At 65.7% G+C, this 23,151-nt stretch carries 25 protein-coding genes; 11 read left to right on the top strand and 14 right to left on the bottom strand.

Going from position 1 to position 23,151, the window contains the following annotated elements; genetic code table 11:
* Nucleotides 1-60: 60 nt before the first annotated feature.
* The gene (locus ACZI8Q_RS03710) at nt 61-1,368 is read left to right on the top strand and encodes a YhgE/Pip domain-containing protein (RefSeq protein ID WP_463372148.1); all 1,308 of its coding nucleotides are present in this window, start codon (nt 61-63) and stop codon (nt 1,366-1,368) included.
* A 35-nt stretch (nt 1,369-1,403) separates the two neighbouring features.
* Here ACZI8Q_RS03710 and ACZI8Q_RS03715 read toward each other — a convergent pair whose 3' ends face one another.
* Nucleotides 1,404-2,027 carry a superoxide dismutase gene (locus ACZI8Q_RS03715; protein WP_463372149.1) on the bottom strand — a complete coding sequence of 208 codons (624 nt, stop codon included), beginning with the start codon at nt 2,025-2,027 and terminating at the stop codon, nt 1,404-1,406.
* A gap of 286 nt (nt 2,028-2,313) precedes the next feature.
* Between ACZI8Q_RS03715 and ACZI8Q_RS03720 the strand changes: the two genes are divergently transcribed.
* Both ACZI8Q_RS03720 and msrA read left to right on the top strand, forming a co-directional pair.
* The gene (locus tag ACZI8Q_RS03720) at nt 2,314-3,480 is read left to right on the top strand and encodes an acyltransferase family protein (RefSeq protein ID WP_463372234.1); all 1,167 of its coding nucleotides are present in this window, start codon (nt 2,314-2,316) and stop codon (nt 3,478-3,480) included.
* Nucleotides 3,440-4,150, top strand: coding sequence for a peptide-methionine (S)-S-oxide reductase MsrA (gene msrA / locus ACZI8Q_RS03725; RefSeq protein ID WP_463372150.1), 711 nt, complete (start codon nt 3,440-3,442; stop codon nt 4,148-4,150). The genes ACZI8Q_RS03720 and msrA overlap by 41 nt, the downstream gene beginning before the upstream one ends.
* Nucleotides 4,151-4,175: 25 nt before the next feature.
* On the opposite strand, the gene ACZI8Q_RS03730 is transcribed toward msrA, so the two are convergent.
* Complete coding sequence (locus ACZI8Q_RS03730; RefSeq protein WP_463372151.1) at nt 4,176-5,108, bottom strand: LLM class F420-dependent oxidoreductase; 933 nt, start codon at nt 5,106-5,108, stop codon at nt 4,176-4,178.
* Nucleotides 5,109-5,159: 51 nt separating this feature from the next.
* Between ACZI8Q_RS03730 and ACZI8Q_RS03735 the strand changes: the two genes are divergently transcribed.
* Entirely contained in the window at nt 5,160-6,020 is an 861-nt protein-coding gene (locus tag ACZI8Q_RS03735) for a S49 family peptidase (protein ID WP_463372152.1), read from the top strand.
* A 6-nt stretch (nt 6,021-6,026) separates the two neighbouring features.
* On the opposite strand, the gene ACZI8Q_RS03740 is transcribed toward ACZI8Q_RS03735, so the two are convergent.
* On the bottom strand, nt 6,027-7,793 hold the full coding sequence (locus ACZI8Q_RS03740) for a hypothetical protein (protein ID WP_463372153.1): 1,767 nt from the start codon (nt 7,791-7,793) through the stop codon (nt 6,027-6,029).
* A gap of 473 nt (nt 7,794-8,266) precedes the next feature.
* Between ACZI8Q_RS03740 and ACZI8Q_RS03745 the strand changes: the two genes are divergently transcribed.
* From ACZI8Q_RS03745 to ACZI8Q_RS03755, 3 genes are read left to right on the top strand one after another with little or no spacing between them, the layout of a single operon-like run.
* Nucleotides 8,267-9,190 carry a DUF4328 domain-containing protein gene (locus ACZI8Q_RS03745; protein WP_463372235.1) on the top strand — a complete coding sequence of 308 codons (924 nt, stop codon included), beginning with the start codon at nt 8,267-8,269 and terminating at the stop codon, nt 9,188-9,190.
* Nucleotides 9,190-9,951, top strand: coding sequence for a glycerophosphodiester phosphodiesterase (locus ACZI8Q_RS03750; RefSeq protein ID WP_463372236.1), 762 nt, complete (start codon nt 9,190-9,192; stop codon nt 9,949-9,951). The genes ACZI8Q_RS03745 and ACZI8Q_RS03750 overlap by 1 nt, the downstream gene beginning before the upstream one ends.
* A 33-nt stretch (nt 9,952-9,984) precedes the next feature.
* Nucleotides 9,985-10,899: a DUF5926 family protein gene (locus ACZI8Q_RS03755; RefSeq protein WP_463372154.1), complete on the top strand. Its 915-nt coding sequence runs from the start codon at nt 9,985-9,987 to the stop codon at nt 10,897-10,899.
* 4 nt (nt 10,900-10,903) lie between these two features.
* Here ACZI8Q_RS03755 and ACZI8Q_RS03760 read toward each other — a convergent pair whose 3' ends face one another.
* The 3 genes from ACZI8Q_RS03760 to ACZI8Q_RS03770 all read right to left on the bottom strand — a co-directional run bounded on the left by ACZI8Q_RS03760 (nt 10,904) and on the right by ACZI8Q_RS03770 (nt 13,111).
* On the bottom strand, nt 10,904-11,446 hold the full coding sequence (locus ACZI8Q_RS03760; RefSeq protein ID WP_463372155.1) for a ferritin: 543 nt from the start codon (nt 11,444-11,446) through the stop codon (nt 10,904-10,906).
* 115 nt (nt 11,447-11,561) lie between these two features.
* Nucleotides 11,562-12,398: a cytochrome c biogenesis CcdA family protein gene (locus ACZI8Q_RS03765; RefSeq protein WP_463372156.1), complete on the bottom strand. Its 837-nt coding sequence runs from the start codon at nt 12,396-12,398 to the stop codon at nt 11,562-11,564.
* Complete coding sequence (locus ACZI8Q_RS03770; RefSeq protein WP_463372157.1) at nt 12,395-13,111, bottom strand: DsbA family protein; 717 nt, start codon at nt 13,109-13,111, stop codon at nt 12,395-12,397. Before ACZI8Q_RS03770 ends, ACZI8Q_RS03765 begins: the two co-directional genes overlap by 4 nt.
* Nucleotides 13,112-13,239: 128 nt before the next feature.
* Between ACZI8Q_RS03770 and ACZI8Q_RS03775 the strand changes: the two genes are divergently transcribed.
* Nucleotides 13,240-13,725: a hypothetical protein gene (locus ACZI8Q_RS03775; RefSeq protein WP_463372158.1), complete on the top strand. Its 486-nt coding sequence runs from the start codon at nt 13,240-13,242 to the stop codon at nt 13,723-13,725.
* Here the strand turns inward: ACZI8Q_RS03775 and ACZI8Q_RS03780 are convergent.
* From ACZI8Q_RS03780 to ACZI8Q_RS03805, 6 genes are all read right to left on the bottom strand, one after another.
* Nucleotides 13,676-14,629 (bottom strand): M56 family metallopeptidase, encoded by a 954-nt coding sequence (locus ACZI8Q_RS03780; protein ID WP_463372159.1) that lies wholly within the window; start codon nt 14,627-14,629, stop codon nt 13,676-13,678. The two genes, ACZI8Q_RS03775 and ACZI8Q_RS03780, sit on opposite strands and share 50 nt — an antisense overlap.
* The gene (locus ACZI8Q_RS03785) at nt 14,626-15,012 is read right to left on the bottom strand and encodes a BlaI/MecI/CopY family transcriptional regulator (RefSeq protein ID WP_463372237.1); all 387 of its coding nucleotides are present in this window, start codon (nt 15,010-15,012) and stop codon (nt 14,626-14,628) included. Before ACZI8Q_RS03785 ends, ACZI8Q_RS03780 begins: the two co-directional genes overlap by 4 nt.
* Nucleotides 15,013-15,024: 12 nt before the next feature.
* Nucleotides 15,025-15,588 carry a ferritin gene (locus ACZI8Q_RS03790; protein ID WP_463372160.1) on the bottom strand — a complete coding sequence of 188 codons (564 nt, stop codon included), beginning with the start codon at nt 15,586-15,588 and terminating at the stop codon, nt 15,025-15,027.
* 30 nt (nt 15,589-15,618) lie between these two features.
* The gene (locus ACZI8Q_RS03795; protein ID WP_463372238.1) at nt 15,619-16,878 is read right to left on the bottom strand and encodes an LCP family protein; all 1,260 of its coding nucleotides are present in this window, start codon (nt 16,876-16,878) and stop codon (nt 15,619-15,621) included.
* Nucleotides 16,879-17,015: 137 nt separating this feature from the next.
* Entirely contained in the window at nt 17,016-17,852 is an 837-nt protein-coding gene (locus ACZI8Q_RS03800) for a CPBP family intramembrane glutamic endopeptidase (protein ID WP_463372161.1), read from the bottom strand.
* Between the two features lie 51 nt (nt 17,853-17,903).
* Complete coding sequence (locus ACZI8Q_RS03805) at nt 17,904-18,671, bottom strand: DUF2470 domain-containing protein (protein WP_463372162.1); 768 nt, start codon at nt 18,669-18,671, stop codon at nt 17,904-17,906.
* A 105-nt stretch (nt 18,672-18,776) separates the two neighbouring features.
* Here ACZI8Q_RS03805 and ACZI8Q_RS03810 point away from each other — a divergent pair, with 105 nt between their 5' ends.
* From ACZI8Q_RS03810 to ACZI8Q_RS03820, 3 genes are read left to right on the top strand one after another with little or no spacing between them, the layout of a single operon-like run.
* Nucleotides 18,777-19,517, top strand: a complete 741-nt coding sequence (locus tag ACZI8Q_RS03810; protein WP_463372163.1) for a hypothetical protein — start codon at nt 18,777-18,779, stop codon at nt 19,515-19,517.
* A 45-nt stretch (nt 19,518-19,562) separates the two neighbouring features.
* Nucleotides 19,563-20,495, top strand: coding sequence for a prephenate dehydratase (pheA, locus tag ACZI8Q_RS03815; protein ID WP_463372164.1), 933 nt, complete (start codon nt 19,563-19,565; stop codon nt 20,493-20,495).
* The gene (locus tag ACZI8Q_RS03820; protein ID WP_463372165.1) at nt 20,492-21,160 is read left to right on the top strand and encodes a histidine phosphatase family protein; all 669 of its coding nucleotides are present in this window, start codon (nt 20,492-20,494) and stop codon (nt 21,158-21,160) included. Before pheA ends, ACZI8Q_RS03820 begins: the two co-directional genes overlap by 4 nt.
* A gap of 2 nt (nt 21,161-21,162) precedes the next feature.
* On the opposite strand, the gene ACZI8Q_RS03825 is transcribed toward ACZI8Q_RS03820, so the two are convergent.
* Both ACZI8Q_RS03825 and ACZI8Q_RS03830 read right to left on the bottom strand, forming a co-directional pair.
* Entirely contained in the window at nt 21,163-21,966 is an 804-nt protein-coding gene (locus ACZI8Q_RS03825; RefSeq protein ID WP_463372166.1) for an ESX secretion-associated protein EspG, read from the bottom strand.
* Entirely contained in the window at nt 21,963-23,147 is a 1,185-nt protein-coding gene (locus ACZI8Q_RS03830; RefSeq protein ID WP_463372167.1) for a PPE domain-containing protein, read from the bottom strand. The genes ACZI8Q_RS03825 and ACZI8Q_RS03830 overlap by 4 nt, the downstream gene beginning before the upstream one ends.
* Between the last annotated feature and the right edge of the window lie 4 nt (nt 23,148-23,151).

The raw sequence follows: 23,151 nt of genomic DNA on the forward strand, positions 1-23,151 counted from the left end.
CAGAGGCCTCTCAGAGTTTCCACAGAATGCACCCAGTGAACGTGGCCTATGTTTCGGCGTATGAGATCTGTGCGCGCTGCGGCGGCGACGTTGTTGGTGCTGGTTCTGGTCGGGGGAGGAGCTGCCGCTGTTGCGCATGCTCGCGGTGGTGACCGTGCCGTTGCGGTCGTCAATGCCGATGCCGGTGCAATCGTGGACGGCGAGGAGGTGCGTGCAGGCGACAGGATTGCCGAGAAGCTGGACGAGCAGTCCTCACTCGATTGGCAGGTTGTCACGGCGGACGAAGCGGCAGCCGGCGACTACCTCGCTGTCGTGACGGTGCCGGAGGACTTCAGCGAAGCAGTCTCGTCCGTGTGGGGGCCGACGCCCCGTCAGGCGTCTGTCGACATCGACATGATCGAAGACGGCCCGGCGGTGGCAGCCGCCGTAAATGCTGCTGTCACGCAACAGATCGGTGCGGCAGGCATGTCCGACCTGTTGGGAAACATCGCCGCCACCCGCACCACATTCCAGCAGACCGGAATGCTCGCTGGGTTTCTCGCCGCTGGTACGGGCGCTGCCGACTCGGCGGCCAAGGAGTTGGCCGAAGGTGCCGAGGCGTTGCTGCCCTACCTCGAAACCGCCCGAGCCGGTTCGATCGAGCTGCTCGAGGTGGCCGACGCGGTAGCGGGAGTGGTGGCCGAAACGTCCAATACTGCAAACGATGTGGCGAATCGGCTCACCGATGTCGGGGCAACGCTCGGTGACGCGACCGGCAACACGCAGCGCACCAAGGAGGCCCTGGACGAGGTTCTGAACGTGTTGCGTCATACGCCGGTGCCCCCGGAAGTTCTCGGCGACCTCGAACAGGTGAGTACCGATCTCGGTCTGCTCCACCGCAACCTCACGGCAGTACCCGAACTGCTCGGCGGCGACGTCGGACCGGAATCGAACCTCGGCGACCTGGTCCGGTCCGCGATGGCGCAAGTGACCGCTGCCAGCGATCAACTCTCGCGCGGTGCCCAGCAGTTGAACGACGGCATCGTGCCGATTGCAGATCAGGCGCCGGAGATGGTGGACCAGGCCACGACACAGATCGTCGACGGGTTCACCAAACTCGAGGCTCTGTCGACGCAGCTGTCCACGGATCTCGGTTCCGGTGCGGCCGCCATCCCAGCTCGGAATTCCGCGCAGCAGGACCAACTCGGTGACGTGCTTGCAGCACCGGTGGCCGTCAGCACGTCGCCAGCCGACGAGTCGCTGATCACGCCAGAACTCCTGGCAGCTGGATTCGGTGTCACCACGGCTGCGCTCGCCATCGTCCTCCTTGTGGTGACGCGTCGCACCACAACACCCGCACATGCAGAGGGCGCGCAGCAGAACCGCTGAGGTTCCGCTGCGCGCCCTCCGGGAAGGCAGATCGACTAGACGATCAGGCCGGCGGTCTGGGTGCGCGCCTTCTCGAAACGAGCGGCGACGTCGGCCCAGTTCACGATGTTCCAGAAAGCCTTGACGTAGTCGCCCTTGACGTTCTGGTAGTCGAGGTAGAAAGCGTGCTCCCACATGTCCAGCATGAGCAGCGGGGTCAGGCCGATCGAGATGTTGCCCTGCTGGTCGTACAGCTGGACGATGATCAGGCGCTGGCCGATGGAGTCCCAGGCCAGGATGGACCAGCCCGAGCCCTGGATGGCGTTGGCGTTGGCCGAGAAGTGGCTGCGGAAAGCGTCGAAGCTGCCGAACTGGTCGTCGATGGCAGCAGCGAGCTCACCCTCGGGCTTGTCGCCACCCTCCGGGCTCAGGTTGTTCCAGAACACCGAGTGGTTGGTGTGACCACCGAGGTGGAAGGCGAGGTTCTTCTCGTGCAGGTTGACCACAGGCGCCAGGGCGTCGGACTCACGAAGCTCGGCCAGCTTCTCGAGGGCGGTGTTCGCGCCGGCGACGTAGGCCGCGTGGTGCTTGTCGTGGTGCAGTTCCATGATCTTTGCCGAGATATGCGGCTCGAGAGCTGCATAGTCGTAGGGCAGATCCGGCAGCGTGTAAACAGACACGAGCATCCCTTCTTCGTGGGCCACAGAGCCCAGACGTCTTATCGATGAAACGTTCTCGGGTAACTACCCAATCCGATATATACCCAATCTCATTGGTACACCCATCGCAACACCGGGGTTCGTCAGGTCATTCCTCCCGGCGAACCCGCAGCTCAATTCGGTTTGCGGGTGAACTCCATCTAAACTGGCGCGAGTGTCAGCACTGCTTCCCGCGTCGAAGACGCGTGATCCAGCGAAATCGACGACGCGTGAACATGCGCCGCGCGTCGATTTCGGTGGTGCCAATCTGTTGCGATTCCTGGCCGTGCTGACGGTGCTGTATTCGCACATCTCGTTCTATCTGGTCGACGATCTGGGCACCGGTTGGTGGGGTATCGATGTCGTGACCGGGGTGTTGATCGACGGCGCCGGCCTGAACAATCACCTGTCGTTTCTCGGTGTGGCCGTTTTCATGACGCTCACGGGTGCACTGATCACCCGTTCTGCGATCCGGCACAGTCCGCGCAAATTCCTGCTCAACCGCCTCGGCCGACTTCTGCCGGCCTTCTGGATCGCCATCGCCGCCGCGATCATCCTGGTCCGGCTGGGTATCAATGGCATGTTCGGCCCGCAGGACGGTGTATCCAACGTAGAGGCGGTGCTCAGCTTCTTCCTCGGCGGCTTCTTCCTCAAACCGGAAGTTGCCGTTCTCGGTGTCACCTGGACGTTGGCGGTGCAGGTCACGTTCTACGTGGCGTGCGTGTTCGCCCGGCCGATTCTGCGCGAGAAACCCATCATCATGCCGTTGGCCGGGGCGGCGATCTGTGTACTGGTGCTGCTCTACAACCTGTATGTTCCGCAGCCCTATGCGGTGCCGATGTTGTCGAAGATCGCGGCGACGATGCCGACGGTGTTCCTCGGTCAGATCATCTACCTGGGGTGGGCGCGTCTGGTCGACTGGCGGTGGATCGTCATCGCAGCCTTCGCGCAGATGGAGGTCGTGCGTTTCGCGACCGAATACCGCGTCTACTGGGCCGGCGACCGCTACCTGTGGACCATCGCGTTCGTCACCGCCTGTGTCGTGTTGTTCGCCCGGTACGACGGAAAGATCAACAACTGGGCAGTCGTCCGCTGGACCGCGCAGCGCAGCTACACCATCTACCTGGTGCACACGCTGGTGTTGTATCGCGTGTACGAGAACGCGGTGGGGCCGTTGGGGGCGACGGGCGCCGTCATCGCCTTCATCGTCGTCATGGCTCTGGTTGCGGAAGCTCTCTACCGGTGGGTGGAGGTGCCGGGCGCGCGCACGATCGCGGCCTGGACCGACCGAACCGAAAAGGCCCGCGCCGAGAAACGAGCGGCCGCACTCGCGGCGTCCGAGGTCACCGCCTCGGCTGAGGCGATCACCCGTGAGCCGCGCGTAGCATCGGGTCATGTCTTGGTACGACGAACTTCTGGGTCGCGCATCGGGTGAGTCCCCGATGGTCACAGCTGAGCAAGCACTGCCGGGCCGCAGTAACCCCATGCCGGTTCCCGCAGCGCACTACGTCAACGGACATCCGATAGCGCCGCCGTTTCCAGACGGTCTCGAATCCGCTGTCGTCGCCATGGGGTGTTTCTGGGGCGCCGAAAAAGAATACTGGCAACTCGAGGGTGTGTACTCGACCGCTGCTGGTTATGCGGGCGGCTACACCCCCAATCCCACGTATGAAGAGGTCTGCTCGGGGCGCACCGGGCACACCGAATCCGTTCTTATCGTGTTCGACCCGGCCGTGATCACCTACGAGCAGATCCTTGGGCACTTCTGGGAGAACCACGACCCGACGCAGGGAATGCGTCAGGGCAACGACCGTGGCACCCAGTACCGCTCTGCCATCTACACCTTCGACGAGAACCAGGTGGAGATCGCCGAAGCCACCGGTGAGCTGTTCGAGAAGCGGCTCACCACCGCCGGATACGGCAAGGTGACCACGGAGATCGCACCTCTCACACAGTTCTATTACGCCGAGGACTACCACCAGCAGTACCTCGCAAAGAACCCAAACGGTTACTGCCCGGTCCACGCCACCGGAGTCAGTTGCCCGGTCGGCGTGTTCAAGCAGGACGAGGTTCCGGCACAGACCCAAGTACTCCCGCCGAGCTGACAGGTATTCCCGCCGAGCGGACCGCTCAGGACGGCAGCTGCGGCATCACCTCGCCGGCCACCAGTTCCAGGTGGTCGAGGTCGTGCAGGTCCAGAGTCTGTAGATAGATGCGCGTAGACCCGGTCTCGGCGTAGCGGCCGATTTTGTCGACCAGTTCCGCCGGGGAACCCGCCAGACCGTTCTCGCGCAGTTCGTCCACGTCGCGGCCGATCGCCTCGGCACGTTTCGCGACTTCGGCATCGGTCCGTCCGCAGCACAGCACGAGAGCGTTCGAATAGACGAGTTCGTCCGGGTCGCGGTGGATGTCGGAGCATGCCTTCCGTACCCGTTCGAACATCGCCGTCGTGTCCGCGATGGAGGCGAAGGGGACGTTGAACTCGTCGGCGAACCGGGCGGCCAGCGCGGGTGTGCGCTTCTTGCCGAGCCCACCGATCAGCACCGGTGGGCCGTGCGGGGTGTGTGCCTTGGGGAGTGCCGGTGAATCGGTGAGGTGCAGATGCTTGCCGTCGTACGAGAACTTCTCGCCGACCGGGGTCCGCCACAGCCCGGTGACGACGTCGAGGGTCTCCTCGAGCCGGTCGAATCGCTCACCCAACGGCGGGAACGGAATGCCGTACGCATCGTGCTCCTCCTCGAACCAGCCCGCGCCGAGCCCGAGGTCGACGCGCCCACCGCTCATCTGGTCCACCTGCGCGACGGAGATCGCCAGGGGGCCGGCGTGACGGAAGGTCGCCGACGTGACGAGCGTGCCCAATCGGATCGTCGACGTTTCCCGCGCGAGCCCGGCGAGGGTGATCCAGGCGTCGGTCGGTCCGGGCAGACCTTCCGAGTTCATCGCCAGGTAGTGATCCGAGCGGAAGAAGGCGTCGAATCCCAGGCGCTCCGAGGCCTGAGCGACGGCGAGAAGCTGCGCGTAGGAGGCACCTTGCTGTGGTTCTGTGAACACTCGTAGCTGCATGCACACCAGTGTTCCCCCTGTGCCCTGACAGCGCATCAGTACGCTGGAGACATGCCCTTTACTCTTCCGAAACCGCTCGCACATCGACTTCCTGAGGCCATGGGTGGGTCGGACTCCGGTGTGGTGCCCGTCGTCAAACTCGAAGGCATGATCGCGTCCGGGGGCGCCGGATTCGGTCGACAGACGATCAGTGTCGAATCGGTGGAGGAACCGCTCGAGCGTGCCTTCACCACCGGCGGGGCGAAGGCCGTGGCCCTCATGATCAACAGCCCCGGCGGATCGCCCACGCAGAGCGAGTACATCGGCAGGCGCATCAGGCAGTTGGCGGACAAGCACGAACTGCCGGTGATCGCATTCTGTGAGGACGTGGCAGCATCCGGCGGTTACTGGCTGGCGTGCGCGGCCGACGAAATCTATGCGACGTCCACATCCGTCGTCGGCTCCATCGGGGTCATCTCTTCGGGGTTCGGCTTCTCCGAGCTGATCGAGCGCCTCGGAATCGAACGCCGTCTGCATTCTGCCGGTGAAGCGAAGGCCCGCCTCGACCCGTTCTTCGCGGAGAAGTCCGAGGATGTCGAATGGTTGCGTGAACTGCAGCAGGGCATCCACGACGAATTCGGCTCCTGGGTGCGCCACCGCCGTGGTGATCGACTGCAAGGCTCCGACGAAGAGCTGTTCAACGGTGACGTCTGGTTGGGGCGCAAGGCCGTCGAGTTGGGCATCGCCGACGGCATCGGGACCCTGCGCGAGGTGATCGAGGAGAAGTACCCGGACGCCGAGATCGAGCTGACCGGCCCGCGCCGCACGTTGTTCGCGAAACTCGGTCTGCCCGCAGCGAGTTGGGACGGTGCCGCCGCTGCGGTCATCGGTGCCGTCAACTCCCGCGCAGCGTGGTCGAGGTACGGGATCTAGCAAGCGCTATCTCTCGGGAACCACCACGCCCACCGGGCCCATCCCGACGCACACGGACAGGCCAGGGGTCAGCGGGCGGATGCGGACCTGCTCGCCACCACCGGTGATCCGTACGTACACCTCGTTGGCTCCCGCCTGGACAGGAACTTTCACGGTGGCACCGGTCTCGAGTCCGACCTCTATCTCGCCGTCCGCTGAGGCGAGGTAGTTCAGCTGCACCGTCCATTCCCACGTGGTGAGTGGGCCGTCCAGTGGAATGTCGGTGAAACCCTGGCCTTCTATCAGATGCCCGCAGTCGGGGACCGGGCCTTGCGTAATGCTGCGCACCCACGTCACATCGGCGTCGACGAGCTTCCCCGAGTCGTCGAGCATCCGCAGTTCGGGGGTGCTGTCCGAGAAGTCGGGGCGATCCTCCAACGGGGCGAGCACCCGGCTGATCAGATTGTTGGGGAATGCCACCGGCAGGAGCACCCAGATCGACGTGGGTTGTTCGAGCAGCGGAACATCGTCGTGCTGCGCCAACGATTCCCGCGCTGTGGACAGGTAGGCGGTGGTGGGGTTGTCTTCCCAACTGCGGGTGTACGTGTAGGTGGACCACAGGCTGCTGACCACGAAGGCGACAGTCACCGCGCCTGCGATCACCTTGGTTCGCTTTGCGGTCGTCGACGAGAGGGCCGGTGCGGATGCTCGTTTCGGCGCGCGCAGAACCAGCGCGATGGCGATGGTGATGATCGACGCTGTGTCGGTGAAATAGCGCAGAGTCTGCGCCAACTCGTACGTGGTGTCCGCGCCCCAACGCGTCACGACCATCGCGGCCACCGAAGCCAGGAAGTATGCACCCACCGCGATCCACACCCACCCGACGCGGCGCTTCCACCGCATCGTGGCTGCAACGACCGCGACTGCGGCCACCCAGGCGGCCACCACGAGGATCACCGGCGGCGACGCCCACGGTGGGCTCGGAATCCACCGCTCCCACACCCACGGTCCACCGAGCAGGGTCGGCAGCAAGCCGAGGGACGTCGAATGGCTCAGCAGCTCCCACGCCCGCCCTGCACCGGCCCATACGAGTTGGGTGTCGATCGTCGTCGTGTATGCGAGTGCCCAGACCGCGATGATCGCGATCGACGCCGTCCACAATCGGCGTCCGCGGCGCCACGCCGAACGCAGGGGTGTCCGATTGCCACTTGTGCGACCGAGCAAGAACACCGTCGCAAAGGCCACGAACGGGACCAGTACGGACTTCTCGGAGAACAGCAGCGCCACCGCGAACACGACGGCGCCACTCACCGCGTACCGGGTGCGGCCGGTGCGGCGCAGGGCAAGCGCGTCGGCAGTCACCCAGGCCAGTGCGATCTGCATCGGGAGGGCGTTGAGGTTCGCCGACCACCAGGTGAAGGCCGGCACGGTCAGCGGGGTGAACAGGTAGAACGTCAGTGGGATCAGCAGTATCCGCCGGTCCCCGAGAATCGTGCGCAGAAGCCGCAGCACCGCCAGCGAGGCCAGTGCCTGCATCGCCACCGACATGATCATCGGCAGCGCCCACTCGTATGGGGCGATCCGCGTCGCGATGCCGGCAACGACGAATGCCGCGGGCATGAAATGGCCGTCGTGGTCGTAGAGCAGCAGATCGGTGGAAATGATCGGTAGTTCGGAACCTCGGCTGGCCAGGATGAGGTCGTCCCAATAGAAATCGCTGTGAGCTGCGACAACGCCCCGAACTATGAGTTGGAGGACGACGAGCGCGATCGCCGACTGAAGGACACGCGACATAGATTTCTCAGATTACAGACAAAAAAAGGGAACCAAACGGTATGCCGCCGCGTCTGATCAAGTGTCGGGCCGATTCGGGGCGGCCCGGGGGCGGGTAGACGGCGGCCGGTCCGGAGTTTTGGAGGGGTAATTCCGGCCCGGGCCGCTGTTCGACTGCGCTGCCACTGTCCGATCCTCCAAGAACCCGGTTGTGGAGTTGTGGACGATGTGGACTGTTCGGTCCCCATTCTGTCGACAACACTCCCGGGGTGAGCCCCTGACCTGTGAATAGAAACCTCTTGGTCTGTCGATAACTGTGGATGAGCTTGTGGAAACTGTGGATAACTCGCATAAATCAGTGGCGTGAGTCACAAACAGATATCAGCTGTGACGTAAGAGGTGTCGCACCGTCTCCCGGTGGAGAACAGTGCATCGCCCTGACACGCCAGGGCTGCGACGTGACACAATCGGCTTCGGATTTTCGATCGAGCGAAGTGGGTTCGGGGATGAGCGTCGTCCAGGTCTGCGCCAGATGCGCTGCTCGGTGGCCCGTAGTCGGGGCTCCGGTCCAGTGGTGTCCACGGTGTGCGGGCGTGCTCCTCGCGCCACTCGAGACACGGGTTCACCTCCCACCCGAACGCCGCGGATTCCGGTGGATCGCACGCAACCCGCTGCGGCGGGTCGGGCTCACGGGAGCCGGCGGCAGCAGGCCACCCGTCGAAACGCCCCACTACAACGAGGTTCCGCGATGGGGTTTACAGGACCCTCCGCCCCCGGAGCGGCCCAAGAATGCGGATCGGTCCGATCAGTTCGCCGATCTGGCCGGCTACATGCTCGTGCTCACGGCGATCGTCTACGCAGCGGCAGCACTGGCCGAGGTCGGCCGCTATGTGATCCTTCTCGTCAACCGGTCGCGGCTGATCGACCCGGTCGTGCTCGCCGTTTCCGACACCAGCGTGTTCGTCCTCCAGGCGGCAGGCATGTTGACGGCACTGCTCGCCGCCGTGTGTTCGGTGTTCTGGTTGCTTCGTCAACGTCGGCGCACCTTCGAGCGATCCCGGACAGTCGACCCTCGCAGGCCTGTCGACATCGCGCTCGGCTGCGCAGTTCCCGTCCTCAACCTGGTGATGCCGGGCATCTTCCTCCTCGAACTGGTCCGGCGTGACCCGCGGGCCGTGCTGCTCATCCGCATCTGGTGGGTTACCTGGGTCTTCGGTGCCGTGCTCGTCTGCCTCAACTGGTTGTGGGGAACACGATCCGGCCTCCAGGCAATGGCCGACGGCGTTGTTCTCTCCGCGTTCACGGCCGCCGTTGCGTCCGGAACCGCCATCCTCACCCTCATCGTGCTCCGCCGCCTCGAAAACCGAACTCTGACGGGGCGGGCAGGCGATCGGACGCGCTGGGTGCTGGCGTCGTGATGCAGTTCCGGCGGTCGCCGCTCGTGGTCGCGCACCGGGGCGCGTCCGCTGCCCTTCCGGAGCACACACTCGCCGCCTACGAACTTGCCCTCCAAGAGGGTGCAGACGGACTCGAATGCGACGTGCGGCTCACCCGCGACGGACACCTGGTCTGCGTGCACGACCGCACCATCGACCGAACATCGAACGGCACTGGCATCGTCAGCGACATGTCACTCGCCGAACTGCGCGAGTTCGACTTCGGGACCGTGGAATCTCCGGCGCGCATTCTCACGCTCGGCGAGCTGATCACCCTCGCCTTGGATTGGCAGTCGAGACCGGTGAAACTGTTCGTCGAAACGAAGCACCCAGTGCGGTTCGGCAGTCTCGTGGAAAGCAAAGTGCTCGCCGAACTGCACCGATTCAAGATCGCGTCGCCGCCGTCCGCGGACCATGCGCGAGCCGCGGTGATGTCCTTCTCCGCCGCTGCCGTGTGGCGGATCCGTCGCGCGGCACCGATGTTGCCCACCGTGCTCCTGGGCGAATCGGCACGCTATCTGGGCGGAAGTGCCGCCACCACCGTCGGGGCGACGGCGGTGGGTCCGTCGGTACAGACTTTGCGTGAACACCCCGACACTGCGGACAGAGCTGCCGCTGCCGGACGCGCAACCTACTGCTGGACCGTCGACGAACCCGCCGACGTCGATCTGTGCCGCCGCCTGGGCGTCGCCTGGGTCGCCACCAACCACCCCGGACGCACCAAGAATCGGTTGGGTATCTGACCGGGCGCCGCTCGCCGTGTAGGTTTTGGCTTCGTGGGTAAGAAGAGCAAGAGAAACAGTGGTCCGAAGCCGGGTGGCGCACGCGCAGAGAAGCTGGCCCAGCGCCGAGCAGAACGGGAGAGCGCCGACGCGGTCGTGACGCGTCCGTTCGCAGGGCTTGCCGCAGAATGCGATCTGGTTGCCCTGCGCGAATTCGTGCCGTCCGCGACCGCACCCCTGCCGGTGCCGGGCGCCGATCGTGACATCGCGCTGGCGACCGTGCTTCCGGGTGCCGTCGCGGCACTGTCCCGAGAGAACGGTGACGCCACCGAATCATTCGTCGGTATGCAGGTCCAGGCGTTCTCGGATGACCTCGGAGCGGATCTGGCCGCATCCGTGGAATGGGTGAAGTCCGCAGCCGTCGGTGATTCGTTGCCCGCTGCGAGCCCGACGTCGGACACACCGGCGGTGACGAGCGTGATCGACGCGGACACACAACTCGACATCACCGTCCATCAGAACTTCGACTGGTGGATCCCCGAAGGTGTGGAGCCGGCACCCGAGGTGGCCGCCACCGTGCAGCAGGCGAACGCGGCCATCATGCCGTCGGCGCGGCTGAACGCCGACGGCGTCGTCGCGGCCTGGTGGGTGGATGCCGGCGATAAGGCGCACATCCGGTGGGTGCGTCCGGAGAGCGAGGACGACCTGATGCTGGCGTTGGCGCGTGTTCATGCTGCCGGCAACCTGCACCTGGGTGAGAGCTCCCGCTTCGCGGGGTCGTTCCGTACGCACGGACTGCTCGTGCCCGTGTTCGATCTCGATCCCGAGATGCACGCCGACGAGTGGGCCCCGGCCACCGTGGAACTGGGTAACCGGTTGGCCGAGGCGCTTGCCGTCGACGCGCCTCTGACCACCGAGGAGCGTCGCGCCCGCGACGGTCTGCGCGGGCGTCAGATCACGCTGAGGTAGGTCGTCAGATGGTGCCACCGGCTGCGCTCGGCGCGCCGGTGGCATCGCCCGCCGTGCTCATCTCGCGGGCGACGAACTCTTCGAGATCGAACAAGTTGCTGCCCGCACGGTCGGCGATGTTGAGCAGCGTGTTCATGCTGGAGACCTCTTCGATCTGTTCCTTGAGGAACCACTGCATGAACTGCTCGCCGAGATAGTCGCCCTCTTCGCGGGCGGTGCTCGCGAGTTGAACGATCTGCTCGGTGACCGTCTTCTCCTGGGTCAGTGCCAGCTCGATCGGCTCGCGGGGGCCCTCGAAATGTGACTTCGCCTTGTCCACTCCGTTGAGTTCGACCTCCATGTCACGGTCGAGGAAGTATTGGACGATCATCATCGCGTGGTTACGCTCTTCGATCGACTGCTTGTAGAAATGCTTCGCCAATTGGGGGAGATCTGCATTGTCGAAATACACCGCAGTCGCAATGTACTGGTGCGACGCATTGAATTCGTTGCGAATCTGGTCGTGCAGCAATGCGTGAAACTTGGTGATGTGCTTATCGGTGGTCATAGCACCAAGATAGTGCTGGTCAGAGCGCATGTCATCCAAGCTCTGCCTAATTGTGGTAAGCGTTTCCAAAGTAAAGTTCGCCTACGCTCATGCGTTCGAGGAAAAGTGCAATTCGTCAACTCCGGATATTTTCGGTTGGTTGTCGTCGGTACCTTCGGATGATCAGCGCGGCGAGAAGTCCGACGGCCACGACGAGCAGTAGTCCGATATCGGAGACGGCGTCTGCCCAGCGTCCGAGCGTCACCTGAAGTGAGAACTGCTCGTCGACTCCCATCACGCCGCCGAGGCTGGCGGTGCCGTCGGTGACGAGGAACAGCACGCCGATGGCGATGAACAGGAGGCCGGAGATCAGTGAGGTGGTGTGGGTGTGCAGCGGCCCCAGCTGTATGGGTTTGCCGCGTAGCCAGGTGCGCTTGCCGAGATCGAACCGGTCCCAGGCGAGTGCGACGGCGAAGAGTGGCAGAGCCATCCCCAATGCGTAGGCGGCCATCAACAGCGCACCGTATCCGGCTGCGCCACCGGCCACCGCAATCGTCAGGACGCTGCCGAGCAGCGGACCGGAGCAGAATCCGGCCAATCCGTACACTGCACCCAGAGTAAAGACCGACAGCCAACCCGAGGGCGACAACGAAGCAGATGCCCGCTGGGCGGGAGCAAACGCGAAACCTTTCCCGAGGATCGTCATTGCTCCGAGTGTGATAAGTACGGTGGCGCTGATCAGCGTGACGAGGCCACGATGCTGCGTGACGAGCGAGCCGATCGCACCCAGGCCTGCGCCGAGTGGGGCGAGCACCGTGACAAGTCCGACGTAGAAGACGGTGGTACGTGCGGCAAGGCGTCCGGCCCCGTCGAAGGCGTACGCAAAGAAGGACGGCAGAAGCAACGCAGAACACGGACTCAGCAATGACAGGACCCCGCCGAGCAGCGCTCCCAGGATGCCGATCTGGGTCACGCCACACCTTCGAGTGTTTCGTCGATCACCTGCGTGAAGACCGGTAACGGCTGTGCACCGAGGATCGGGTTTCCGTTGACGACGAACGAGGGTGTGCTGTTGACGCCGATGCTCTGTGCCTCCAGGACATCTGCGGTGATCGCCGGATCGAATGCGGTGCCATTCGACTCGCGGGTGAACCGGTCGAGGTCGGGAACTCCAGCTGCTTCCGCGAATCCACGGAGCTTCTCCGGGGTCAGGTCGGGATGTCCGGTACTCGGCGCGTCCGCGTAGAGGGCTCTGTTGAACTCCCAGAACTTGCCCTGCGCAGCCGCCGCACGTCCGGCGCGTGCGGCATTCATCGACTGTTCGCCGAAGATCGGCAGATCGCGCCATTCGATCCGCAGGTCACCGGATTCGACATATCGCTCGACCAACTCCGGTTCGGTGTCCTTGCTGAACTTTGCGCAGAACGGGCAGCGGTAATCGGAGTATGCGACCAGGACGACCGGGGCATTGATCGAGCCGAGGGCCAGCGGGTCCCCGTCGATGCGGCGGGACATGTCGCCGACCGGCCCCATCCGATCGCCGATTTCCGTGTTTGCGGTCGTGCTGTCGTTGCCGGTTCGGTCGAGAACGAGGAGGGCTGCCAAGACCACGATGACCAGTCCGAGTGCCCCCATCAGCCATACGTCGCTGCGGCTGCCACGTGAGCCGTTGTCTGATCGCACCATTACCTCCGTTGCCTAGCTGTCGGGCAGGAGCCAGCGTCCCGATTACTGTCGGCCACGGTACACGGAACTACTATTGTGCTTAGTAGTTAACTACTATTCTTTTTAGTAGTTCAGGTTGCCGAGTGCGGATGGGTGCGATGGAAGCCGGTGTCCCCGAGTGGTCCAGACCGAAGGCGTTGTCGCGAGGCGCCCTTGCCGGGGTGATAACGCTGCTGGTGGTCGGCATCCCGACGGACGTGATCGCCAACCCCTGGTTCGGGCGCGAAGTACCCGTGCGATGGTGGGAATACCCGGTGCTGGTGGCGACAGCGGCCCTCACCGCCGGCTGGTTCGGGATTCAGGGCGCCACCATGACCAGGCAGTCAGGTCCTGCTGCGGGCGTGCTCCTGGCAGTCTTTGCCGTTGGCTGCCCGGTCTGCAACAAATTGGTCGTTGCGGCGCTGGGTGTTTCGGGGGCGCTCGGGTTCTGGGCACCGATTCAGCCCGTCCTCGCGGTCGTGTCGTTGGGGCTGCTCACCGTGGCCGTGATCTACCGATGGCGGCGCCGCCCCTGCGCATGCGACGTCACACGACCGGCGACGACAGCAGACCGAACAGTGTCCACCCCGCCGTGATCGATGTGACCGCCACTGCCACCGGCAACACCGACACCGCCAATGCGATCGACCCGTCACGGATCCACCGCGCCGGCTGCGGGACGCCACCCAAGCGATGAACTCGATCCGTCAACAGTTGGCCCGGACGGTTACCGGCACCTCCACCGACAGCGGACGAGTGGCATGCGAGCAACGCGGCTCGTACAGCTTCCGGACCGCACGTCTGGGCGGCGTGGTGGTCCGCCGACAGTTCGACGAGCACGCGAACCCAGCCCACCCCGTCTCGGCAGAGTGGCACGAACGGTAACGCGGTGCGCAGCGACTGGGCGGCGGCGACCAACAGGTGGTGACGGCCCAGGAGGTGGGCCCTCTCGTGCGCTAGGACGGCCGCGCGTTCGACGCTGGTCAAGGACGCCAGCCCATCCCCAGCGACGATGACGCCTGCGCGGCCACCGACGCTGTACGCGAACAGTGCATCGTTCGGAAGCCACACAGTCTCGCCGGTCGTGGGTGAGTGCTTCGAAAGGCCGAGGGCTCGAACGAGTCCGACATGCTCGACGGAGAGCCGTCGATGCTGTCGACAGTGCGAGGCGACCATCACCGCCATGCGGCCGAGCACCGCTGCGGTGACGACCCAGAGCAGAATCTCGATCGACGGGAACCAAGGAATGATGCCCTCCTCGCGAACCGTCCGGGCGCAGGTGACCGCCACGCTCGGCAGGTACTGCAGGTAGAGCCCCGGCCGTGCGACCCAGGCGATCGGAGCGGCGACGAGCAGCGTCACGAAGAGGAACTGAGCGAGCACCCAGGCAGACAACGCGAGTCGCGGACTGTGCGCGGGCCCGGCCAGCGGGCGCAACCAGTGCGGTGCGGCGCAACCGAACAGAATTGCTGCGGCCAGGAAAGCGGCAGCGAGAATCATGCGGTCGGGCCGGTGCGCCGTGACCGGCCCGCCAATGTACGCCGAGCCGCGCGGCGCAGTATTCGCGACTCGTCCTCGGTGGCAGAACCGGCGAAGTGCAGCATCGCGCCTTCGGCTGCGCCGCTGGACTCGAGAACTTCCCGCACGAGTTCGGCGGCGGTCTCCTCACGGGTGTGCGTGGCGTGATACACGTAGGCCCGTCCGGCGCGTTCGCGCGCGACCATTTCTTTGGTGTGGAGATTGTCGAGGACGGTCATCACCGTCGTATATGCCAACGAACGCTGGGAGCCCATGCGATCCATGACGTCACGCACCCGTAGTGACTCTCCGGTGGAGTCCCAGAGCACGTCCATGACCGCACTTTCGAGTTCGCCCAATCCCATCATGTCGGTCGGTCAGCCGCCTTCGCCGGCCACCGCAGGCTCCGTGGCATCCGGTCCGGGCGCGCCCGACCATTCTCTGGCGACGAAATCCTCGACGTTGAACAGGTTGTCGCCGGCTCGGTCGACGATGGTCAGCAGGGTGTTCATCTGCGACACCTCTTCGACCTGCTCCTTGAGGAACCACTGGATGAACTGCTCGCCCAGGTAATCGCCGGTATCGCGGGCGGTGTGCGCCAAGCGGGTGATCTGCTCGGTGACCTCCTTCTCCTGGCGGAGGGCGAGCTCGACCGGCTCACGGACCGAGGAGAACTCGGTGACGACGTCCGCGATGCCGGGGACCTTCACCTCGACATCGTTGTCGATCAGATAGCGCACCATCATCATCGCGTGGCGACGTTCCTCGGTGGCCTGCTCGTAGAAGCGCCCCGCCAGCCGTGGCAGATCGTTGGCGTCGAAGAAGACGGCCACCGCCACATACTGCTGGGACGCCGCGAACTCGTTCTTTATCTGGTCGAGAAGCAGCCGATCGAACTCGCTGGGGTTCTTCGCGGATTTCGAGTTCGTTGCACCGTTCATGCTCTCGAGGTTACCGGCAGGGGCCCTGGATCAGGGAGGAGTGGTGAGGAGCTCCGGTGGAATCGGTTCGTCGTTCGCCAGCGCTTCGAAGAACTCGCTCGCACGATCGTGATCCCACAGGAGGACGTTCCCGGAGCCGTACACGTTTTCGAAGCCCCCGATCGGTATCGAGGTGGTGGTCATGCCGCCTCGCATCGCCCATGCCAGCCGTCCGAGATGCCAGATGTGGTCACCGCTGTCGACCGCGAGACTGTCGACCGCATCGGAGGCCAGCGGAAACAACCGGAACGGATTCAGCCAGGTGGTGGGGCTGGTCGCTTTGGCCAGCAGCGCCGACATGAACTTGCGCTGGTTGTTCATGCGATCCAGGTCGGCGAGCGCCGTCGCGCGGCTGCGCACGAACCCGAGTGCCTGGGTGCCGGAGAGCTCCTGGCAGCCGGCCGGAAGATCGATGCCGGCGAGAGGGTCGACCATCGGCTGCTCGAGGCACACGTCCACACCGCCGATGGAATCCACGATGCCCGCGAATCCGCCGAACCCGATCTCCGCATAGTGGTCGATGTGCAGGCCGGTGGCCACCTCGACGGTTTGCGTCAACAGTTGCGGCCCACCGAACGCGAACGAGGCGTTGATCTTGTCCTTGCCGTATCCGGGAATCGAGACGTACGAGTCACGGGGAATGCTGACCATCGTCGGCTCCCCGCTGCCGGAGATGTGGACGAGGATGATCGTGTCCGTCCGGTCCGGTCCGGTGTTGCCGCCGGTGGCCAGCGCGGACTCCTGCTCGGGCGTCAATCCGGCGCGGCTGTCCGAACCCACGAGTAGCCAGTTGGTGCCGGGGGTGTCGCCGATGCGTCCTTCGTAGTCGGCGAGAGCGTCGATCCGACGCAGCGAACTGTCCAGATAGACCGTTGCGCCTGCGAGGGCCAGCACGAGCACCAGAAGCAGTAAGCCGACGCGTCGACCCCAGTGGCGCTGACGCCGAGTCTTGGGCGGCCGCGGCGGTTCCGCGGCCCGTTTCGGAGGGTGCCGGGGAGGCGCTGGTGGGGGAGCAGATCGTCCGCGCCGCGGATCCTGCCGGTACGGCTGGTCCTCGCGATACGGCTGCGGGATCTGGGTGGGAGCGTGCCCCTGCGGTGCAGGGTTTCGAGGCGGTGGGTTTGCGGGTGCGGGGTTGCGGGGTGCGGGCGCCGGGTACGGGCGGCGAGGGCCTGCCGGCGGAGGGTTTCCGGGTGTCTGCGACCAAGCCCGATTCGGCGGGGGTGGTGCGTTCTGGGGGGTCTTGCGAATGACCTGCGGATCCTCGGGAGGCGGGACGGGGCGTTGCGGCGGGGGCGCAGGTCGCCGAGGTGGCTGGCCCTGCGGGCGCCGTGGCCGCGGAGGTGGAGGGTTGCCGGTCACCCCACGACTTTACTGGCCGGTGTTCGTCACGGTATCCAGCCGACACGCCCCTTCAGCAAGGCGTACCCGACGAACGAGACCGCATCGATGAGCCAGTGTGCGATCACCAGCGGCCACAATCGGCCGGTCTTCTGCCAGTACCGTCCGAACACGAGACCCATCACGACGTTGCCGATGCCGCCGCCGAAACCTTGATACAAGTGGTAGCTGCCGCGCAGGAGCGCCGAAGCCAGCAGTGACGAGTTCTCGCCCCACCCCAACTTGCGCAGCCGGGTGATCAGATAGGCGACGACGAGGATTTCCTCTGCACCCGAGTTCGCCGCCGCCCACAGCAGCAGGACGGGAAGGCGCCACCAGTGCTCTTCGATGGTGCTCGGTGCGACCGTGAGGTTGGCGCCTACGGCGTGAGCGATCAGGTACAGGCCCAGTCCCGGGATGCCGATGAGTGCGGCGAGGCCGATGCCGTGGGTGGTGTCCGGGCGGCCGTTCGGACGACCGAACCCGATCGCCTTCGGTCCCACCCCGCTGCGCCACAGCAGGTAGAGCCCCAGCGCGCCCCACGCCGCCAGCCGGAGTACGCCCAGTAGTTGGCGGGCGACGTCGATGAACTGATTTTCCGCGCGCGAGGTGTTGAGCGCGACGGCCTGATCTGCGAGAGAGCCGGGCGTGGCCAACGATTCTGCCAGCGACAGCACACTGGACAACGCACTGAGCCCGAAGGTGACCAGCAGCACGATCGTGATCTCGAGGTAGACGCCCCGACGCTCGTGTGGGCTCAGGGCCGGTTCCCCGGATTGCGGTCGAGGCGGTCGGAGCCAGGATTCGAGTGTTGCTCGGAAGTTCGCAGGGCGCGGGAAGGTCACAGGGCGACGGTAGCCTCCGCTCGACCCGGCTGCCGCGGCTGTGCGGGCCCGTCAGCCGCGTGCGTGCAGTCCGTTGACGAACGGGCAGCCGACCAGGAGGCGGATGGCGCGGCTCAATGCGGTGGCGTCGTCGACCGGCTCGGCGAACGACAACCGGATGTCGCGGTCACCGTCCGCCGTTTCGGCGCGCAGGTTCAGCCCGTAGCGGTCGAGTGCCAGTGGACGGACCCTGCCGCTTCGCATGTGCGGTGGCAGCTTCCGGGCGAGTAGATCGACGATCTCGCGATGATCCTCGTCGAGGTGCTGGAGCCAGGCGCCTTCCATCTCCCAGAACGGGTCGGCTCTTGCTGCTCTCAATTGCTCGAGTCGGACGGGTTCGGCGCCACTGGAATCGGCGACCACCGCGGACGCGAGATGCAACCGCAGCAGCACCGTGGTGTGGCCGACGTCGAGCAGTTCCGGGTGCGGAAACTGCGCGGCCACTTCGTCGGCGAGCTGACGGGAATGTTCGTCGCACAGGCCGTGCAGAGTTCCGCGTAGCCACACGAGTGAACGGACCGGCTCGCGTAGGGACAGCGGCGACTGGTCTGTCAGCTCCAGAACGGCAGGAAGACCGCCGCTGCCGGCGAGCCAGACGAGTGTTGCCGCAGCCGAGTCGGCGGGAACGGCGACGACTACGTCGCCGTCGTCCAGGAGGTGATGCACCGTCGTGGCGGTGGGTTCGCTCCCCTCGATGGCGAGGACGGACTCTTGTGTGCGAGCGCAGGAGCTACGAACCCGCTCCGCGGTGGACGGTGCGGCCCATGTCCTGATGGCCATCGTGCCTCCTGGGTGTCGTCGATGAAGGAGCCTCAAGATGAGGTAAGGCTAACTTAATCCTGTGTGGCGGACGTCGCAAGCCCCCGGACGAACTACGGTGGACGAGTGTCGATCGATCTCACCCTCGGAATCCCGCGCCCACGTGGACCGGAATCGTTGCTGTCCGGACTTCTGAGCCCCGCGCTCACGCAGGCGCACGCGGTGGCCTCGGCACAGGGTTCCGAGGTGGCAGGCCCCCCGGTCGTTCCTGCGTCGGACCTGATCGCAGACACCGGTTCGGGGTTCGGCAAAGGGCGTGCGGGCCTCGGCCGGATCGTCGTCCGCCTCGACGTGGACCCGGCGCAGCTCCGTCGCCCTTCTCGGATCGGGTACGAAGCGGTCCGTTACCAACTCGAATGCCCCGTGAGCGACCTCGACGAAGCCATCGCCCTGCGGCTCCCGTCGCCGCTTGCCGTGTACCCCGAGATCGGCCGCCCGGTGGTCGAAGATGCCGAACCGACTCTCGCCGACGCAGCCGGTGCCCTCGCGGAGGCCGGGAAGATCCCCGGCTTGAGCGCCGGTCACCCGAAGGCCGCCGTTGCCGACTTTCTCGCTGTACTCGCCCACGCCGACGTCGGTTTCGTCGCGCAGGCCGACACTGCGGAAGAGGTCCTGGCCTTGCTGGCCGGCACGGTCGCCGCCCTACGGGGCGACGACGTCCGGCGCGTGCTCGCAGAGCCCGATCCCGGCCCACTGACCACATTGATTCCCGAAGCTGCCGCTGCCGTGCGTGAGGTCCTGCTCGGCATCGAGGTCCGGGATCTCGGCGGTATCGCGGCAACACTCGCCGCATGGGGCCTGCGGTAGACAACCTGAAACTTCACCCCCAATCTTCCGGACCTTTCCCGGGCGATGCGTAACCTCGTAACCGTGCCTCGTATCGCGTACTTCGGACCCTCTGGAACCTTCACCGAAATGGCCCTTGCCAAGTTCGAATCGGAGGGCGCATTCGACGGGCCGGTCGAGCGAATTCCGGCCGCGAATCCACCGGCCACCCTCGCCAGGGTTCGGGACGGTTCCGTGGACGGCGCCGTCGTTCCGATCGAGAGTTCGGTCGAAGGGGGAGTGACGCCGACCCTCGATTCGTTGGGTGCCGGAGAGAGGCTGCAGATCGTCGCCGAGACGGAACTCGACATCGCCTTCTCGATCCTGGGCCGACCCGGCACCACGCTCGCGGACGTGCGCACCATCCGCGCCTATCCGCACGCCTCGGGGCAGGTGCGCGAATGGTTGGCGGCCAATCTGCCCGATGTCGAGGTGCAACCGGCATCGTCCAACGCAGGTGCCGCGGAGGACGTCGCAGCCGGTATCGCCGACGCCGCCGTGTCCACCGCTCTTGCCGGCACGAGGCTCGGGCTCGACGAACTGGCCTCCCAGGTTGCCGATTTCGACAGCGCCCGCACGCGATTCGTGCTCGTCACTCGCCCTACCGGGCCGCCTGCGCGCACCGGGAACGATCGCACCGCCGCCATTCTGCTCCCGAACAACGCGCCGGGCTCGCTGGTGCGCGTGCTGTCCGAGTTCGCCAGTCGTGGAATCGACCTGACCCGCATCGAATCCCGGCCACTGCGGACCGAGATGGGCACGTACCGATTCTTCGTGGACTGCATCGGACACATCGACGACTCCCTTGTCGCCGAAGCATTCCGGGCCGTGCACCGCACCTCCGATGTGCTGTTCCTCGGGTCGTGGCCCGCAGCCAAGCCGAGTGGTCCACCTCCGCCGTCCGACGACGAAGCGGCAGACTGGATCGAGCGGATACGCAGGGGAGAGTGGGCATCGTGAGTGGCAGGTTGATCCTGGTCCGACACGGCCAGACCGAGGCCAATGTCGCGAAGCGGTTGGATACCAGATTGCCCGGGGCGAAACTGACAGCTGAAGGCTTGACGCAGGCGCAGACGTTCGGTCGGGGACTCGTCGCACGAGGCCTGCCGGCCGCACTGGTGTCGTCGCAAGCATTGCGTGCCAGGCAGACTGCAAGCTTCGTGGAGGCAGCGTCGGGGATGACGGCAGATGTGCGGGCAGGCCTGCACGAGGTGCAGGCCGGTGATCTCGAAGACCGTAGCGACCGAGAATCACACGAGCTGTTCATGAAGACGTTCCACCAGTGGCATACAGGTGATTTCGGCGCCCGTGTACCCGGCGGGGAATCGGCATACGACGTGCTCGATCGCTACGTTCCCGTCGTGAACGCGTTGCGCGAGGAGTACCTGGAAGACCCGGCACAGACCGGCGACGTCGTGGTGGTCAGCCACGGCGCCGCGATTCGGCTCGTCGGCGCGCAGTTGGCCGGCATCTCAGGCCTGTTCGCTGCCAACAATCACCTGTCGAACACGCAGACCGTGGAACTCGTGCCGACGCCGGACGGCTGGGAATGCGTGCGGTGGGGCGCCGTCGATCCGCCCTTCGAGCACACCGTGATCCCGGGGCCCGACGACCCGATGGGCTGAGCTTACTGCTCCAGGCGATCCGCGAGCGCCTCGAGTGCCTGGCGCAGACGCTGCGGCGATCCGGGGCTGAGGGAAGACCAGGCCACCCCGTGCGCCGACACACTCGAGGTGCCGACGATCCGTCCTTGGTCGGTATCGAACACCGTCACGGGTCCGCCCACAGGATCGTATTGGCCGTCACCGTAGGCGATTCCGACGATCTCCGCGAAGGTGTCACATCCGTGGACGGCCCGTCCGAGCGGGCCGGCATCAGCAGTCGGCACACCCAGCCTCGTCAGTTTTTCTGCCAGGTTGGCTCCGTCGATGGCGTCGTCGAAAGCGGCGCTGAGGTCCGCTGTCGGGGCGTTGACGTTCTGGAACTTCGCGGCCTGTGCCGTGCCGAGTGCGCGGACGAGCGGGGCGAACAAATCCGCCCCACAATCCTGTACGACGAAAGTCTCACCGGAGCGCATAACCGATACGGAGAGGTCCCGGGTGTGGGACACGCACATCCGGGAGACGTCTCCCGCCACGTGCCAACGCAGCGCGATCTCCCACGTGGGACGCGCAACAACCCGGAGCCAGTCGGACAGATTCTGATCGACTGTGTCGTGGTGGAGCAGATCCCGCTCGGTCAGCGTCTCGGCGGCATCCCGAAACGCTGCATCCCGGGCGTCCGCCGTTTCGTGGCGGGGGTTGGCATCGAGCACCACCGGGAGCACGTCGAGGGAGAGCTTGTCGACGAGAAAGTCCATCTCGTCGACGCTCAGGGTGACGGGTTCGAGGGTGGTGGTGCTCGTGCCGAGCGTGGCGCCGAGGTCGATCAACGCTGCTCCTGCTGCGGGTCTGCGCCGATGACCGACGGAATCACGGTGCGGCCGTCCGAGAAGTGCTCGAAGTTCTTGAGGTACCCGGGGGTGTCGTGCTCGTCGTCGTTCGAGTTGCCGGCAGCCGCTCCACGTCCACCCATCACGGGGGCGTGCCCAGCCGAGCCGCGAGCACCTGATGCGGCGTCCGATGCGCCGCCGGCCGCTGCCGGGGCGGTACCCGCAGGAGCGCCACCCGCACGCCCAGCACCTTCGGCTTTGCCCCAGCCCTCGGGCATGCCGGCGCCACCACCGGCGCCGATCACTCCGCCGACACCGGCGGACGGGACACGTGCCGACGCGGCAGACGTGGATGCGTTGGCACCGCCAGATGCGCCGCTGCTGAAGATCGGCGCTCCGCTCACCGGAGGACCGAAGGTGGGCGCGCTGCTGGTGGTTGCGCTGAGCGCGGCGCTACCGATGTTGCTCGCGGCCGAGGTCGCGGTCGAGACGGTGGTGGTAGCGATGCTGCCGGCCTGAGACGCTGCGGTGGTCACGGCGGGGTTCTGTCCGAGTGCCATGGCCGCGGCGGTCACCGCCTTGACCGGGTTGTCGGTGAAATCGCTGACCTCGTCGAAGCTTTCGGCCGAGTTGCCGTCGGGCGTCGTGACGATGCGCGGGGGCTGACGGAAGGTGCGCTGGATGGCGAGGATGTTGGTGGCAGCCTCGTAGCCTTCCATCACCAATCCGGCCCGAATGTCCATCGCGCGGTCGGCGGCTTCGGCTGCGGCAGCGGTGCCGTTGAGTGCGCCGCCGGTGCTGTACGCGGTCGCCTTGGCGGTCTTGACCGCCACGATCTCGGGCAGGCTCGGCATGACCAATCGTGCCGTGGTGTACGCGCCGGCTTCGGCCCCCGCCTTCAGGGCGGTGTCGGCCGCGAGTTCGGTGCACTCGGCCGCCCACAGTGCGAACGGAGCGATCTTTGCGATCGCCGCGGCGGAGGTCACGCCCTGCCAACCGGCGCCGAGTTCCGCCATCACACGCACGAGTGTCGCGTCCATGTCGACGAAGGCTGCGGATACTGCAGTCCAGGCGCCGGTGGCGACGCTGAGCGGCACCGGTCCGGCGCCGGCATTGAGCGTTGTCGAGTTCACGGTGGCGCCGCGCGGCAACCAGATGACGCCTGTCAGTCCCAAAGTCATGTTG

This window comes from Rhodococcus quanlei, assembly GCF_055231015.1.